Origin of the sequence: Aerococcus sanguinicola (assembly GCF_001543145.1) — a bacterium.
GTDB lineage: Bacteria > Bacillota > Bacilli > Lactobacillales > Aerococcaceae > Aerococcus > Aerococcus sanguinicola.
In genome coordinates this window covers 773,167-787,021 of sequence record NZ_CP014160.1, presented here as the reverse complement: position 1 = coordinate 787,021, position 13,855 = coordinate 773,167, and the positions used below count along the sequence as shown (strand labels likewise).

Sequence of the window (13,855 nt, the reverse complement as noted above, 5' to 3'; positions counted from 1 at the left end):
CGCGATGAACGTGGCATCCTTTTCTACTTTCTTTGCCTGGATGAATGGGGTATGCTAGTAATAATCAAGTTTTGAAATGAAGGAGAGATGGTTATGTCCCTAGATTTGACGGAAGAGTTGATTGATTTTATTGAGAAGTCTCCGACGGCTTTTCATGCGGTGGCGGAGATCCGGCGCCGGCTTTTGGACCAAGGCTTCCAGGAGCTGACGGAGGCAGAGGCTTGGCACTTGGCGCCTGGTCAAACTTACTTCACCACCCGCAACCAGTCCAGCCTGATTGCCTTTAAAGTGGCTGAAGATACGCATGACTATAGCTTTAATCTGGTAGCTTCACACTCAGATTCGCCCCACTACCGTTTGAAGGAGCGGGCAGAGTTGAAGGATGATAAGTATTTGCGCTTAAATACGGAGCCTTACGGAGGGATGATTGCCCAGTCCTGGCTTGACCGCCCCCTGTCTTTGGCGGGCCGTGTCTTGGTCGAGGAAGAGGGAGGAATCAGCAGTCGGCTCTTGGCCTTTGACCGCGACCTGGTCCTTATTCCGAACTTGGCTATCCACATGAACCGGAAGATGAACCAGGGGGTGGCCTTGAATCCGCAAGTGGATATGATCCCCCTCCTCGCTGGTAAGAAAGCGCAAAAGGGTGACCTCAAAGCTCTGGTGGCTGAGGAATTGGACCTGCCAGCTGACGCCATCCTGGATATGGAGCTGAGTCTCTACCACCGGATGCCTGGGCGGATTTGGGGTGCCCACAAGGAATTCTTCTCGGCTCCCCAATTGGATAACTTGGCCTCTGCTTTTACTACTTTGGCTGGTTTTCTCGAGGGGGAAGCTCACCATCCCCAAACAACCAGTGTCTACGCCTGCTTTGATAATGAAGAGGTGGGGAGCGGAACCAAGCAAGGAGCCTTGTCGACCTTCCTTAAAGATGTCCTGCGCCGGATCCACTTTAATCTAGGAGGCGATGAGGTTTCTTACTACCAGCGCTTGGCTTCGAGTTTCCTCATCAGCGCGGACAATGCCCATGCCATCCATCCTAACCACCCTGAAGTGATGGATGAAAGCAATTATCCAGAGCTGAATGCTGGGGTAGTGGTGAAGACCCATGCTGGTCAGAAATATACCTCGGATGGGGTCAGCCGGGCCCTTATCAAAGTCATTGCTAAAGAGGCCGGCGTCCCCCTTCAATTCTTTGCTAATCGTTCGGACCAGGCTGGCGGGTCTACTTTAGGTAACCTGGCCATGCAGCAGGTTTCGGTGAATGCGGTAGATATTGGCCTGGCCCAGCTTGCCATGCATTCGAGCTATGAAAGCGCGGGGGTCGATGATCCAGCCTACATGCGCGATCTCATCGTGGACTTCTTCCAGTACCGCCTCCGCCAAGATGATCAATCTGGCTTTAAACTTGACCGTAAGTAGACTTAGCCAATCCGACCAGCTAAGAGCTCTTGGATCATCCAAGCCGCTCCGTCCTCTTGGTTGCTAGGGGCTAGGGCCCTGGCCTGGGCTTGGACAGCGGGCTCAGCATTGCCCATGGCATAGCTATGTCCCGTGACGGCGAACATGGACAAGTCATTGTAGGAGTCACCGATGCTCAGGACCTCATCTCTTTGGTAACCGGCTTCCTCTAGGTACTTGGTTAAAGCCTGGCCCTTGCTCGCCTTGGCCTGGGTGATTTCTACATTATGGCGGCCTGAAGACGACAGGGTGAGGAGCTTGTCCCCAGCAAAATGCTCGCGGAAGCTTTGGCGGATGTCTTCCTGGTCTGTGAAGAAGATTAGCTTGAGGAAGTCCTGCTGGGGCAGCTCCTTAAGTCTGCCTATGTCTTGGATGAAGGCCTTGGCTTGGTCAATGTCGATAGCAGGTGTTGGGATACCTGCTTGCTGGTGGCTGGCCGCTTGATCTTTGAGAAAGCGGCTGATGCCTGCTTGGTAGCGGTCGGGATCGGTGGTGTAATAGCAATCCTGGCTGACGAGGGAATAGCGAACGCCTGCCTGGTCGAGGAAGTCGCGCATGGCGAGGACCTGGTCCTGGGGCAGGGGCAATTGGCTTAAGGCTTGGCCTTGGGCGGAGGAGACCAGGGCCCCGTTGAGGTTAATCATAGGGACCTGGAGCCCCTGCATGCCGATAATATTCTGGGCCGCCGCATAGCCCCGCCCTGTCACCGGCAAGAATTCGATCCCCTCTGCGATGGCTTGGTGAATAGCCTGGTGGGTTTGGGGACTCATAATACCTTGGTCTGTGAGCAGGGTGCCGTCAATATCAGAAGCAATCAGTTTTATCATCGAATCCTATCCTTTCTGAAGACTGTGTGATAAAGGGATATTTTATTAAGAGTCTGGTCTTCTTTTCCAGTTCTATCTTAAGATAAACTGTCTATCTTGTCAGCAAAAACTACTGGATCCGAGAAAGATTTGAACTTTCTTTCTCGGAACTTTAGGCCTAAACTAGGGGAGACTTGAACGAGGTCTAGGGGGCAAGTGCATACAAGGATAATGATACCTTTTCTCAGTACAAACGACATTCATCAGCTTCCTTAGCCCCTTTGAGATTTTCTTTTTAAGTTAAGCGTTAGTCTAATGGGAGACTGGCAGCTAGTAAGGGAGGCTATGGCCTGCCTTATACGAAAAAGTCGAGTAAGCGCTCGACTTTTTTGTTTTTTGATGGAGGATAAGGGCCTTTGTTTTAACTTTTGTCGGAGGCTTGCTATAATGAAGTTATAAGTAAGCGCTATAGTATTTGTTAGAATAGGAGAGATCATGATGAAAATGACAAAATTTGCTAGCAAGTTACTCTTGGCTTCCAGTGTGTTCCTCTTGGCCGCTTGTAGCCAGGATAGTGCACAGAATAATGAAGCAGGAAGCGTTAGCCAGGCCAATACGACTAGTCAAGCAGGGGAGGCAGCAGCCGATAGCCAAGCCGATGCAGCCAAAAGCCAAGACGGCAAAGATGATGCTTCATCAGCGAGCTCAAAAGATGCTGAGGAGGGGTCGAGCGACCAGTCCAGCCAGGCTTCTGACCAAGAATCTGCAGACGGCGAAGATGTAACAGTTCAAGGTTCTGCCCAGGGGGATGATTATCCTTATGGTGTCTCCGCTGAGAATGTCGGTGCTATCAGCTTTGTGATTCCCCATACCGTAGCCAATGCGCCACAGAATATTAACTTGGATAACAATGAAGGCTATGTGAATATTCCAGGCCAAGGAAATTTTGCTATGCAGATCAAGCAGGTTCCAACCAAGACTATCCAAGTCTTCTCTGCCCAATTGCCTGGTCAAATCCGCGACATTAAGGTGAATACGGTTGTTGAAGTGGATAATGACCAAGCGGACTTCCCTAAAGAATGGTATCTCTATTATAATGAACAAGGTGGTATTTCCTTAGCAGCCCCTAACTTTGCTGGGAACACGACCGCTGACCAAGCCAATACCATGCAAGAATATTTGAATTAGGAGATGTTGAATGACTTTTGAAGCAATTTTACCCCAATTAAAAGACGGCGCCCACATTATCCGTGAGGGCTGGTCGGGGGCCGAAGAGTATGTGTGTTATGTTGCCGGTCAGGAATATGAGGGCCGTCCAGTGACCCCTTATTTCTTGATTGCGGTGGCGGGAGAAGGTTTTAGTGTCTTCCAACCGACTGTTTGCGATCTTTTAGCTGAAGACTGGCGTTTGGTTGACTAAGATGGAATCTTTTCAAGCCTTTAGCCAAAGACAATCACTCAGGCGGCCGCTTAAGGTTCTGGTAACGGGCGCAGCTTCTGGGATTGGCCAGGCCCAAGCCCAGGCCTTTCTTGAAGCTGGCCACCAGGTCCTAGCTGTCGACCGAGCACCGATGGATTGGGCGGAAGGGCAAGACCAAGTGAGAACCTGCCAGCTGGACTTAAGCCAGGCTGAAGCCCAGACAGTTATCGCTGAACTTTTGGCGGACTGGGGGGCTCTGGATGTCCTCTGCAATACGGCGGGCATCTTAGACGACTACCTGCCCCTAGCTGAAAGTAGTCATGAGCTCTGGCAGGAAGTCTTTCGGACTAATGTGGACAGTCTCTTCTATGTGACCCAAGCGGCCCTGCCTTACTTGCTAGCGGCGCCCAGTTCGCGGGTGATCAACATGGCTTCGATTGCAGGTCTGACTGCTGGTGGCGGAGGCATTGCCTATACGGCGGCCAAGCACGCCATCGTGGGTTTCACCAAGCAGCTGGCCTATGATTATGCCAGCCAGGGACTTCGGGCCAATGCTATTGCGCCAGGTGCGGTGGCCACACCGATGAACGCCAAGGACTTCCAAGATGACGCTGAAATGGCCCAGTGGGTAGCGGATCAAACGCCCGTTAAGCGTTGGGCCGGTCCGGAAGAGGTTGCCTCCTTGACCCTGTTCTTAGCCAGTGATGGGGCCGACTATATCCAAGGCGCCGTGCTCCCCGTTGACGGAGGTTGGCTGATTCGCTAGTTTTAGTTTTATGATTTTTACTAAATGATATTGCTGAGCATCCGTTCCGCTTTTGAATTTGGTCGTTGAAGAGCCATGGCACCGGCTCGAGCCAAGGTCTCTCGCCTAGCGAGCTTCAAATGGCTCGTACGGCTAATCGCCTACGATCCATAATTCACATCGCTTGCTTTTTCATGGCTAACGATCAAATTCAAAGTTCCACTGCTGCTCAAAACTAGCTGATATAACAATTGTCAATTAATTACTAGTTATTAACACTAAGAACTAGAGAATTATTTTATGATAAGAAGTGTGAGGGGTTGACAAGTGTAGATCAACCCCTTATACTTTAGATAGATAGTTTACAAATGTAGACAGAAGAAAGGAGCAGGATTGAATGACCAAAACAACTTACCCCATCACGGGCATGTCCTGCGCTTCCTGTGCTCAAACCATTGAGCGGGCAGTCAGCGGGATGGCTGGCGTGGATGAAGCCAATGTCAACCTCGCGACAGAGCAATTGACGGTGACTTATGATGAAGAGCGTTTAAAGCCCCAGGATATCGCAGCAGAGGTGACCGATGCCGGCTATCATTTAGAATTAGCTGAAGACAAGGAGACATTTGCGATTACGGGCATGTCCTGTGCCTCTTGTGCCCAAAGCATTGAAAGGGCGGTGTCGGCCTTAGACGGGGTCGAAGCGGCCAATGTCAACTTAGCCACTGAAGAGATGCAGGTGGTCTATGATAGTGGCCAAGTTTCTTCCCAGGCTATTGTCCAAGCGGTTGAAGAAACCGGCTACCAGGCCCAGACCAAGTCGACCGTTAAGCGGGCAGACAAGCAAGAAGCAAAGGATACCCAAATCCAAGGGCTCTGGCGGCGTTTTATCTGGTCAGCGGTCTTTGCGCTGCCCCTGCTTTATTTAGCTATGGGGGATATGGTCGGCCTACCTGTGCCAAGCTTCCTCGACCCCATGGCCCATCCTTTAGCTTTTGCCTTGACTCAACTCGCCTTAGTGCTGCCAGTTCTGATTTTGAACCGTGAATTCTTTACCACAGGCTTCAAGGCACTCTTTAAGGGCCATCCGAATATGGATTCCTTGGTCGCTTTAGGGACCAGTGCCGCCGTGCTTTACAGTTTGTTTAGCACCTGGCAAATTAGCCAAGGGGACGGTTCTTACGCCATGCGGCTCTACTATGAATCCGCTGGGGTGATCCTTACCCTGATTACCCTGGGCCGCTATTTTGAGAATGTGTCCAAGGGGAAGACTTCCGAAGCCATCCAGAAGCTGATGGACCTAGCACCAGAAACGGCTCGTCTGGTCCGTGATGGTCAAGTCGTTGAAGTCAGTGTTGACCAATTGCAGCCCGGTGATATCTTGCAGGTGCGTCCGGGTGAAAAGATTCCAGTCGATGGTGAGATCATTAAGGGTCAATCAGCGGTGGACGAATCCATGATTACGGGTGAAAGCATGCCAGTCGACAAGCAAGTCGGGGATTCGGTTGTCGGCGCTTCGATTAACAGTAATGGGAGCTTCCAAATGAAGGCCAGCAAGGTCGGCAAAGATACCAGCCTGGCCCAAATTGTTCGCTTAGTCGAAGAAGCTCAGGGCTCTAAAGCGCCAATTGCCCGCCTAGCTGATAAGGTGTCTGGCGTTTTTGTCCCCGTTGTCATTGTTTTGGCGGTGGTTTCAGCCTTGGCTTGGTGGTTAATCGGTGGGGAATCTTGGAACTTCGCCATCACCATCCTAGTGTCTGTTTTGATTATTGCCTGTCCTTGTGCCCTGGGCTTGGCCACGCCAACTGCGATCATGGTCGGTACCGGCAAGGGAGCAGAGAATGGCGTCCTCTTCAAGAGCGGGGATGCCCTGGAAACTGCTCAAGAAGTGACGACGATTGTGTTCGATAAGACGGGGACGATTACGGAAGGCAAGCCGGTCTTGACCGACTTAGAAACTTACAGTGAGCTCAGCCCTGAGGACGTGCTCCGCTTGAGTGCCTCAGCTGAACAAGGCTCGGAGCACCCGCTCGCCCAAGCCATTATTGAAGGGGCTCAGGAAGCGGACCTGACTCTGGAAGAGAGTGACGACTTCGAGGCCTTAAGTGGACGCGGGATCCGTGTTCGCTTGGATGGACAAGCCCTCTACCTGGGTAATGCCCAATTGATGGCAGAGCAGGGCGTTGACACTGAGGCAGCAGCGGAACAAATGGACCGTCTGGCTGCTGAAGGTAAGACTCCCATGCTTTTGGCTCGTAACCAGGAGCTTTTAGGCTTGGTGGCTGTGGCAGATACAGTCAAGGAAGATAGCCAGGCTGCCATCCAAGCCCTCCATGAGATGGGGCTCAAGGTCGTGATGCTGACAGGGGACAACCGTCGAACTGCGGAAGCCATCGGTCGCCAGGTCGGCATTGACCAAGTGATTTCTGAGGTCCTGCCTGAAGATAAGACCCAGCAGGTGGCCAAACTCCAAGGCCAAGACCATAAAGTTGCTATGGTCGGGGACGGGATCAATGACGCCCCCGCCTTGGCCCAAGCGGATGTTGGGATTGCCATTGGTTCGGGGACAGATGTAGCCATCGAATCAGCAGATATTGTGCTCATGCGTTCCAGCCTGCTCGATGTCCCAACCTCTATCGAACTGAGCCGGGCCACCATCAAGAATATCAAGGAGAACCTCTTCTGGGCCTTTGCCTACAATGTTCTAGGCATTCCAGTGGCCATGGGCGTCCTCCATATCTTCGGTGGGCCACTCCTCAACCCGATGATCGCTGGGGCCGCCATGAGCTTTAGTTCCATCTCAGTCCTACTAAATGCCCTTCGTTTGAAAGGCTTTAAACCATCGAGTCAGGAGATGAAATGATGACTAAGACTTACCCTGTCTCTGGGCTCAAGTGCCAAGGATGTAAAGAAAATGTTGAACAAGCACTCAGCCAAGTCTTCGGCGTAGAAAGTGCCGAAGTCGACCTCGACCAAAAACAAGTCACAGTAAGTGGTGACTACGAAGTCGAAGACTTAAAACAAGCCCTAGCTGGGACCAACTACCAGTTGGAAGACTAGTGCCATTAAAAAATAAGCGCCAGACGCTGTTATGATTCCTAAACTTTGGATCCTTCATCCAAACTTTTAGGGGCAGGGCAGTCGTGCTGGTGCTTTTTTGTTGGGCTTGCTGGGGTGGCTTGGCCCAATCATCCTGATGTAGTCGAGGGCGTTCGGGGTGTGGACCCACAATCAGAAGGCTTGTGTGGGGGTTAGTTATCGTCAAGCCACACTCAGGGGACTTGTTTGTGTGTTGCTCATCGTCAAGCCACAATAGGAAGCTCTGTTTGGGTGTTGAATAGCGTCAACTCACAATCGTAACTTTTGATTGAATGTTGATCAATTTAACCGCCAGCCTTCACACTCTGTGTAGTCGGGTTCGAGGGTGCAGAAAGGGCTCCTCTTCATAAAAGCCCGTCGAAGGCTTTCAGCCTTCTCTGGTCTTTTACTCCAGAGGTCCCTTTCTCCCGCATCCTCTCACACCCTGATTCAATTTTCCCATATCCTTTGACCGAAAACTGCTCATTAAAGTTGTCTGCTTCTTTGCTATAATTCAAAAAAAGGCAAGCATGTCTTTAGATTTAGGAGGATAGTTTATGACTTATTTGAAGAGGCAACCTTTTGCTATGTCAGGTTTGATTTTAGCACTGGCGACTTCGGGCAACTTGCTTCAGTCCTATAGCCAGTCCCTGCGCCTTATTCTTGGTGGGCTCGCTTTAGTCTTATGGTTGACTTATACTTTGAATTTACTTGTTAATTATGCAACTTTTAAAAAGGAAATGCAGGATCCTTTGCCAGCTTCTGTTTTTCCAACCTATGCAATGGCCATAATAATCTTGACAACTTACTTAAGGCCACTTCTGGGCCTCCCTCCTGGTCTTGCTGAAGGAATTTGGTACTTGGCCCTTGCTTTTAATTTATATCTTTCTATCCGCTATGCTTTTCGCTATCTTCCGCAGAGGCAGATACAGCAAGTTTTTCCTTCTTGGGGAGTGGTTTTTGTGGGCTTTGTCGTTGCAAGTGTGACGGCTCCAGTATATGGCAACTTGCTCTTAGGACAAATTCTATTTTATCTAGGTTTATTGGGAGGGATTCTGGTGATGCCTTTCATGCTCTACCGGGTCTATGTTTTACATGATCTCTCCCAACCTGCCCAGCTAACAACCGCCATTCTCTGTGCGCCTTTCTCACTCTTAGTCGCTGCCTATGTGAGTAGTTTTCCACATCCTTCACACTTACTCTTGGCCCTTCTTCTGCTAGTTGCTCAGGGTCTCTATGTCAGTATCTTGGTCCAGCTGCCCCGTCTGCTTGCTTTAGGCTTCTTTTCAACGTCGGCCGCTTTGACCTTTCCACTCGTTATTTCTGCTCTTTCCTTAAAATTAGCCCTGCCTGTTCTGACTTGCCAGCTAGGTGCTGCCAGCTTGCTGGTCCATTTGGAAACTTTTATCGCTGTAGCTATACTGGTCGATGTGACTTACGGCTATTTGAAAGATATTTTTCATTCTCGAGAAAGCGCTAGGGCCTAGGTCTTATTTTTCTTTCTTTAGCTTGTCCTGAAGGGCTTTTGAGTGCTTCTTAGAGGCAGATGTGCTAAGCTAAATTTATGACATGTGATATGCTTTTAAGGAGGAATATCGAATGAAAAAATGGATTAAACGGACTTCAACTGTTTTGCTGGCTTCTACTTTCTTGGTGGCCTGCCAGGCTCAACCGAGCGAGGAAGCCAAACGGGTGGATCCTTTAACACAAACAGAAACGAGCCAGGATAGCCAGGACCAAGGCCAAGAGAGCCAGTCTTCAAGCGCATCCAAGGAAAGCAACAAGTCTAGCCGCAATGAAGCTAGTCAAAATGATCAAGAGGATAAAGGCGACCGAGATGACCGAGAAGAAAGCTCTCGTCGGACTTCGTCAGAGTCTAGCCGGTCCCAGTCCGACCGCCGCGGGGCTAAAGTTGACGTTGCAAGAATTAGCGAGGACTTAGAAGAAGCTGTTGCGAGCTTCGAAGACCAGTTCCCAAGTGCTGAATTGACTAGCATTGAAGTGGAAGCGGAAGGCGATTCTCGTTTTGAAATTGAAGGGGAAGATGACGACAAGGATTACAGCTTGACCTTGGCGGATGACTTGGCCATTGTTGAGAAGAAGGAAGAAGTGGGCAGTGCCAATGATCCTAAAGACCGCTTCCAATTAGACCAAGTGATTAGTTTAGAAGAGGCTACTGAAATTGCCCTTAAGGAAGCGCGTGCTGACCAAGCCACGCAATGGGAACTTGAGCGCGACAGCGATGGCAAGTTCTACTGGAAGGTGGACCTCCGCGATGGCCGCCAAAGCAAGGGCGAAGTGAAGATTGATGCTGAATCTGGAGAAGTTGTTGCCTACGACCAAGATTAGTTTAGAGATTTGACCGTCCAGTAAGGCCTCGTGCCGGAACCGTGTGAATAAGGAGTAAGAACCATGACGAAAAAAATTATTCTCGATTTGGATACAGGGATCGATGATGCCCTGGCCATTGCCTACGCTGTTGCTTCAAATGAAGTTGAATTGATCGGCATTACAGGAACTTATGGGAACGTCTTGATGGCGGATGGCCTTCGCAATGCCTTGAAGCTCTTGGATCTTTTTGGTCAGGACCAGGTGCCTGTTTTTCCTGGCCTAGCCCATGCTAGCGACAAGTCTGACTTTGAAGTCTTAGAGGTTTCAGCCCTCATCCATGGTGAGGATGGGATTGGCAATGTCGACTTGGCAGATTCAGCCCGCCAGCCTAGCCAAGAATCCGCTGTTGATTTTATCCTGTCGGCTTGCGACCAGTATGGCGAAGACTTAATCATTGTGGCTACGGGTCCCATGACTAACCTCGATGCGGCCTTGGCCCAAGATGAAGCGACCCTCAAGAAGGCCGGTAAGATTGTCATTATGGGTGGGGCCTTAACGGTCTGCGGCAATGTGACCCCTTATACGGAAGCTAACATCAACCAAGATCCAGCGGCAGCTGACCGCTTGTTCAGAAGTGATGTCCATGTGACCATGGTTGGCTTGGATGTGACCCTCCGCACCCTTCTGACCTATGAGGATACCGCGAAGTGGCGAGCCCTAGGGACAGAAGCCGGCCGGGTTTTGGCTGATATTGTCGACTACTATATCAAAGCCTATGAAATCACCTCACCCCATCTGAAGGGTTGTGCCCTCCACGATCCCCTGGCCGTTGCGGTAGCCGTCCAAGAAGATCTGGTGGACTACCTGCCCCTCAATATGAAGGTGGAAACAGAAGGTGCCAGCCGGGGCCGGACTATTGGCGATAACGAGCGCTTGAATGATCCAGACCCTAGCATGTCAGTTGCCATCCAGGTGGATACGGACCGCTTCCTCGAAGAATTCATGACCCGGATTACCACCATGCTAGCCCAAGAAGCTTAAATATAAGTGACTAAGATCCAGCTTTGTCTGGATCTTTTTTCTTACATTGAACGTTATATAATATAACGCAAAAAGAACTAATAATTGCCAAAAGCACTAAAATCAGATAAAATATAAGTAGCTTTTAATCTTTTTTGACATAATATATGACATTTACTGAGAAGAAAGGTAGATTAGGATGAATAAAGAAGAACGTATCAAAGTCTTACAGGACATTATTCAGATTCCAAGTGAAAATGACCATGAAGAAGAAGTGGCTAAGTATATTGCTGATCTTTTGCAAGAACATGGTATTGACAGTCAATTGGTAGAATATGCCCCAGGACGGAGCAGCTTAGTGGCTGAAATTAAGGGCCAAGAAGAAGGTAAGGTCTTGGTTTATAGTGGCCACCTGGATGTGGTGTCAGCCGGTGACCATGAGGAATGGAGCCATGATCCTTTTGGGGCTGAAATTGTGGACGGCAAGATGTACGGACGCGGGACAACAGATATGAAATCGGGCCTGGCCGCTATCGTGATTGCTCTGATTGAATTGAAGGAAGCCAATGCGGACCTCAAGGGGACCCTGCGCCTAGCCTTAACGGTTGGGGAAGAAATCGGCATGTTAGGTTCGGAACAATTGGTTGATGAAGGTTACCTCGATGATGCTGACGCCTTCTTGATTGCTGAACCGAGCGGGAATGAAGCTATTATTAATGCCCACAAAGGCTCTATCCAGTATGAAGTGATTTCCCATGGGGAGAGTGCCCACAGCTCCATGCCGGAAGAAGGGATCGACGCCATCCAGCTCTTGGTGGACTACATCAATATCATGAATGACAAATTCGACCAAGCCTTTAATACGGATGAAGCCTATAATGACCAACTGGGCCGTTCGCTCAATGTGAACACCGTGATTGAAGCGGGAACCCAGATCAATAGTGTCGCCAGCAAGGCAGTCATGAAGGCTAATACTCGGGTGGTGCCAGAAGCTGGCAATGACTTAGTGGTTAAGATGATGCAAGACACCATGGATGAACTGAACGAGAAGAATGACGGTCGTCTGGAATTGAATCTCTTACAAAACAATCCAGCCGCTGAATCAAGTCCAGACAATGCCTTAGTCAAGGCTATCCAAGCTTCAGCTGATTGGGAAGTGGGGACCCAAACCCTAGCTGGCGCAACCGACGCTTCCAACTTTGGCCGGATTAGTGATGACTATGACTTGGCAGTCTTTGGCCCAGGGGAAACCTCCCGTGCCCACAAGCTCGATGAGTATGTAGAAGTAGCAGACTACTTGAAATTTATTGACCTCTATATAGAAACAGCTAAAACTTACTTAGCCTAAAAATGACGGGCCTCTATCGGAGGATAGCTGGCGATCTGTCGTACTCTTGCTTAAGCGATGAGTCAATCATTAGCTAGCAAGGCAAAAAATCTAAATAACGAAGAGGGGACTGGGATGAGCTCCTAGCCTCCTTTTTTATCAAAGGAGATGAAAATAATGAGTGACTATTTAAAAGTTGCCAATAGTCCGGTGGTCTTTGCTCTCTGTGCCTTGGTTATTGCAATTGTTGTCATCCAATCCCTGCTCTTTATTCGTAAAGCTTGGAAGCGGGGTTTGGAACTTGACATGGAAAAAGAGGTACTGAAACGGGCTATGACCAATAGTGCGCTTCTATCCATTGTGCCTTCTCTTCCTATTATTGTCATGATGCTCGCCCTGTCGGTGCCCCTGGGAAAATATTTCCCATGGTTGCGCTTGTCCATTGTCGGCTCTGCCGTCTACGAGGGGTCAGCGGCTAATATTGCCGCCCAAAGTCAAGGGTTAACGGATATTTCCGACCCGGGCCTAACGCCAAAGGTCTATGTGATTATTATGTTTGTGATGACGATTGGAATTATCTGGGGAATTCTTTTTAACATTCTCTTCATGGGACAATTGGATAAGATGTCTCAGAAAATGCGGGAAAATCCTAAGAGTAAGGCTTTTGTAGGGATCTTCTCTGCAGCCCTCTTTACCGCTATGCTGATTACCCTATCCACGCCTTATGTGGCCAATGTAGCCAATATTTCGTCGATCATAGCTTTTGTGGCGGCTGGCTTGTGTACCCTGGTCCTCAATGCCTTATCCAAACGTTACGACCAGCGGCTCTTGAGTGACTTCTCGATGCCCATTTCCATGATTGTGGGTATGTTGGCCGTCATTATCTACGCTAATGTCTTTTAGGAGGTGCTTGTATGGCAGAGAATAAGAGAAAAATTGAATCCGATACCCAATATAGCCGGGAGATTAACCGCTTGGGGCGGATCACGAGTATTATTGCCTTAATGGGGATGTTCATGGTGCCTCTAGGAACGGCTTACTGGTTAGGTGTCGGTCTTGATTTTGGCAAAGCCCTGGCCGCTGCTTCAGGGCTGATCGCGATCTTCCTTCCCACAGCGGTAGTTGAGAATATTTCCTTCTATCCCATCCTCGGAGCAGGCGCTATGTATCTCAGTTCGATTACCGGGAATATCACAAACTTGAAGATTCCGGTAACTGTTGCCGGTCAAAAGATTGCTGGTGTGGAACCAGGCACGGATAAGGGGAATGTGATCGCCATTATCTGTGTAGGGATTTCTTCCATTGTGACTATAATTATTTTGATCCTAGGGGCCTTCTTGATCGGTTCCTGGTTGGTTCCTATCCTGAACCACCCCTTCCTGAAGCCAGGTTTTGACCAAATCATTCCGGCTCTCTACGGTGCCATTACGGTACCTCAGATCCTCAACCACAAGAAGTTATCCCTAGCTCCTATCTTATTTGCGGTCGGGATCTTCTTAATCCTAGGACCCCAGGGCTTCGCCCAATACCAGTCCTATATTCTCATTTCTTGCATGATCATTTCGGTAGCTACCGCTTACTTCATGTATAAGAAGGGGCATTTAAGTGAATATTAAAGTGTATGTTTGTACTTAAAGTTAGCTAATTCTGAAATACTGGAGTGAAATCCCCCT

Annotated in this window: 13 protein-coding genes; 12 read left to right on the top strand and 1 reads right to left on the bottom strand. The window is 49.5% G+C overall.

Features of this window, described 5'->3' with window-relative positions; translation table 11 throughout:
* Positions 1-93 precede the first annotated feature (93 nt).
* Positions 94-1,419, top strand: coding sequence for a M18 family aminopeptidase (locus AWM72_RS03595; RefSeq protein ID WP_067973283.1), 1,326 nt, complete (start codon positions 94-96; stop codon positions 1,417-1,419).
* A gap of 2 nt (positions 1,420-1,421) precedes the next feature.
* On the opposite strand, the gene AWM72_RS03590 is transcribed toward AWM72_RS03595, so the two are convergent.
* Entirely contained in the window at positions 1,422-2,285 is an 864-nt protein-coding gene (locus tag AWM72_RS03590; RefSeq protein WP_067973280.1) for a Cof-type HAD-IIB family hydrolase, read from the bottom strand.
* A 477-nt stretch (positions 2,286-2,762) separates the two neighbouring features.
* Between AWM72_RS03590 and AWM72_RS03585 the strand changes: the two genes are divergently transcribed.
* The 11 genes from AWM72_RS03585 (at position 2,763) to AWM72_RS03535 (ending at position 13,798) form a co-directional block, all read left to right on the top strand.
* Positions 2,763-3,452 carry a hypothetical protein gene (locus AWM72_RS03585; RefSeq protein ID WP_067973278.1) on the top strand — a complete coding sequence of 230 codons (690 nt, stop codon included), beginning with the start codon at positions 2,763-2,765 and terminating at the stop codon, positions 3,450-3,452.
* A 10-nt stretch (positions 3,453-3,462) separates the two neighbouring features.
* Positions 3,463-3,684 (top strand): DUF2829 domain-containing protein, encoded by a 222-nt coding sequence (locus AWM72_RS03580; protein WP_067973273.1) that lies wholly within the window; start codon positions 3,463-3,465, stop codon positions 3,682-3,684.
* Position 3,685: 1 nt separating this feature from the next.
* Positions 3,686-4,450 carry a 3-oxoacyl-ACP reductase gene (locus tag AWM72_RS03575; RefSeq protein ID WP_067973269.1) on the top strand — a complete coding sequence of 255 codons (765 nt, stop codon included), beginning with the start codon at positions 3,686-3,688 and terminating at the stop codon, positions 4,448-4,450.
* Positions 4,451-4,826: 376 nt separating this feature from the next.
* Positions 4,827-7,289, top strand: coding sequence for a heavy metal translocating P-type ATPase (locus AWM72_RS03570; protein ID WP_067973259.1), 2,463 nt, complete (start codon positions 4,827-4,829; stop codon positions 7,287-7,289).
* Complete coding sequence (locus AWM72_RS03565; RefSeq protein WP_067973256.1) at positions 7,289-7,486, top strand: heavy-metal-associated domain-containing protein; 198 nt, start codon at positions 7,289-7,291, stop codon at positions 7,484-7,486. Before AWM72_RS03570 ends, AWM72_RS03565 begins: the two co-directional genes overlap by 1 nt.
* A gap of 575 nt (positions 7,487-8,061) precedes the next feature.
* Entirely contained in the window at positions 8,062-8,991 is a 930-nt protein-coding gene (locus tag AWM72_RS03560; RefSeq protein WP_067973253.1) for a TDT family transporter, read from the top strand.
* 112 nt (positions 8,992-9,103) lie between these two features.
* On the top strand, positions 9,104-9,853 hold the full coding sequence (locus AWM72_RS03555) for a PepSY domain-containing protein (RefSeq protein ID WP_067973251.1): 750 nt from the start codon (positions 9,104-9,106) through the stop codon (positions 9,851-9,853).
* Positions 9,854-9,916: 63 nt separating this feature from the next.
* Entirely contained in the window at positions 9,917-10,876 is a 960-nt protein-coding gene (locus AWM72_RS03550; RefSeq protein WP_067973246.1) for a nucleoside hydrolase, read from the top strand.
* A gap of 178 nt (positions 10,877-11,054) precedes the next feature.
* Positions 11,055-12,203: an ArgE/DapE family deacylase gene (locus AWM72_RS03545; protein WP_067973244.1), complete on the top strand. Its 1,149-nt coding sequence runs from the start codon at positions 11,055-11,057 to the stop codon at positions 12,201-12,203.
* A 156-nt stretch (positions 12,204-12,359) separates the two neighbouring features.
* The gene (locus AWM72_RS03540; protein WP_070485757.1) at positions 12,360-13,085 is read left to right on the top strand and encodes a DUF5058 family protein; all 726 of its coding nucleotides are present in this window, start codon (positions 12,360-12,362) and stop codon (positions 13,083-13,085) included.
* Between the two features lie 11 nt (positions 13,086-13,096).
* Positions 13,097-13,798, top strand: a complete 702-nt coding sequence (locus AWM72_RS03535) for a hypothetical protein (RefSeq protein WP_067973238.1) — start codon at positions 13,097-13,099, stop codon at positions 13,796-13,798.
* The last annotated feature ends 57 nt before the right edge of the window (positions 13,799-13,855 follow it).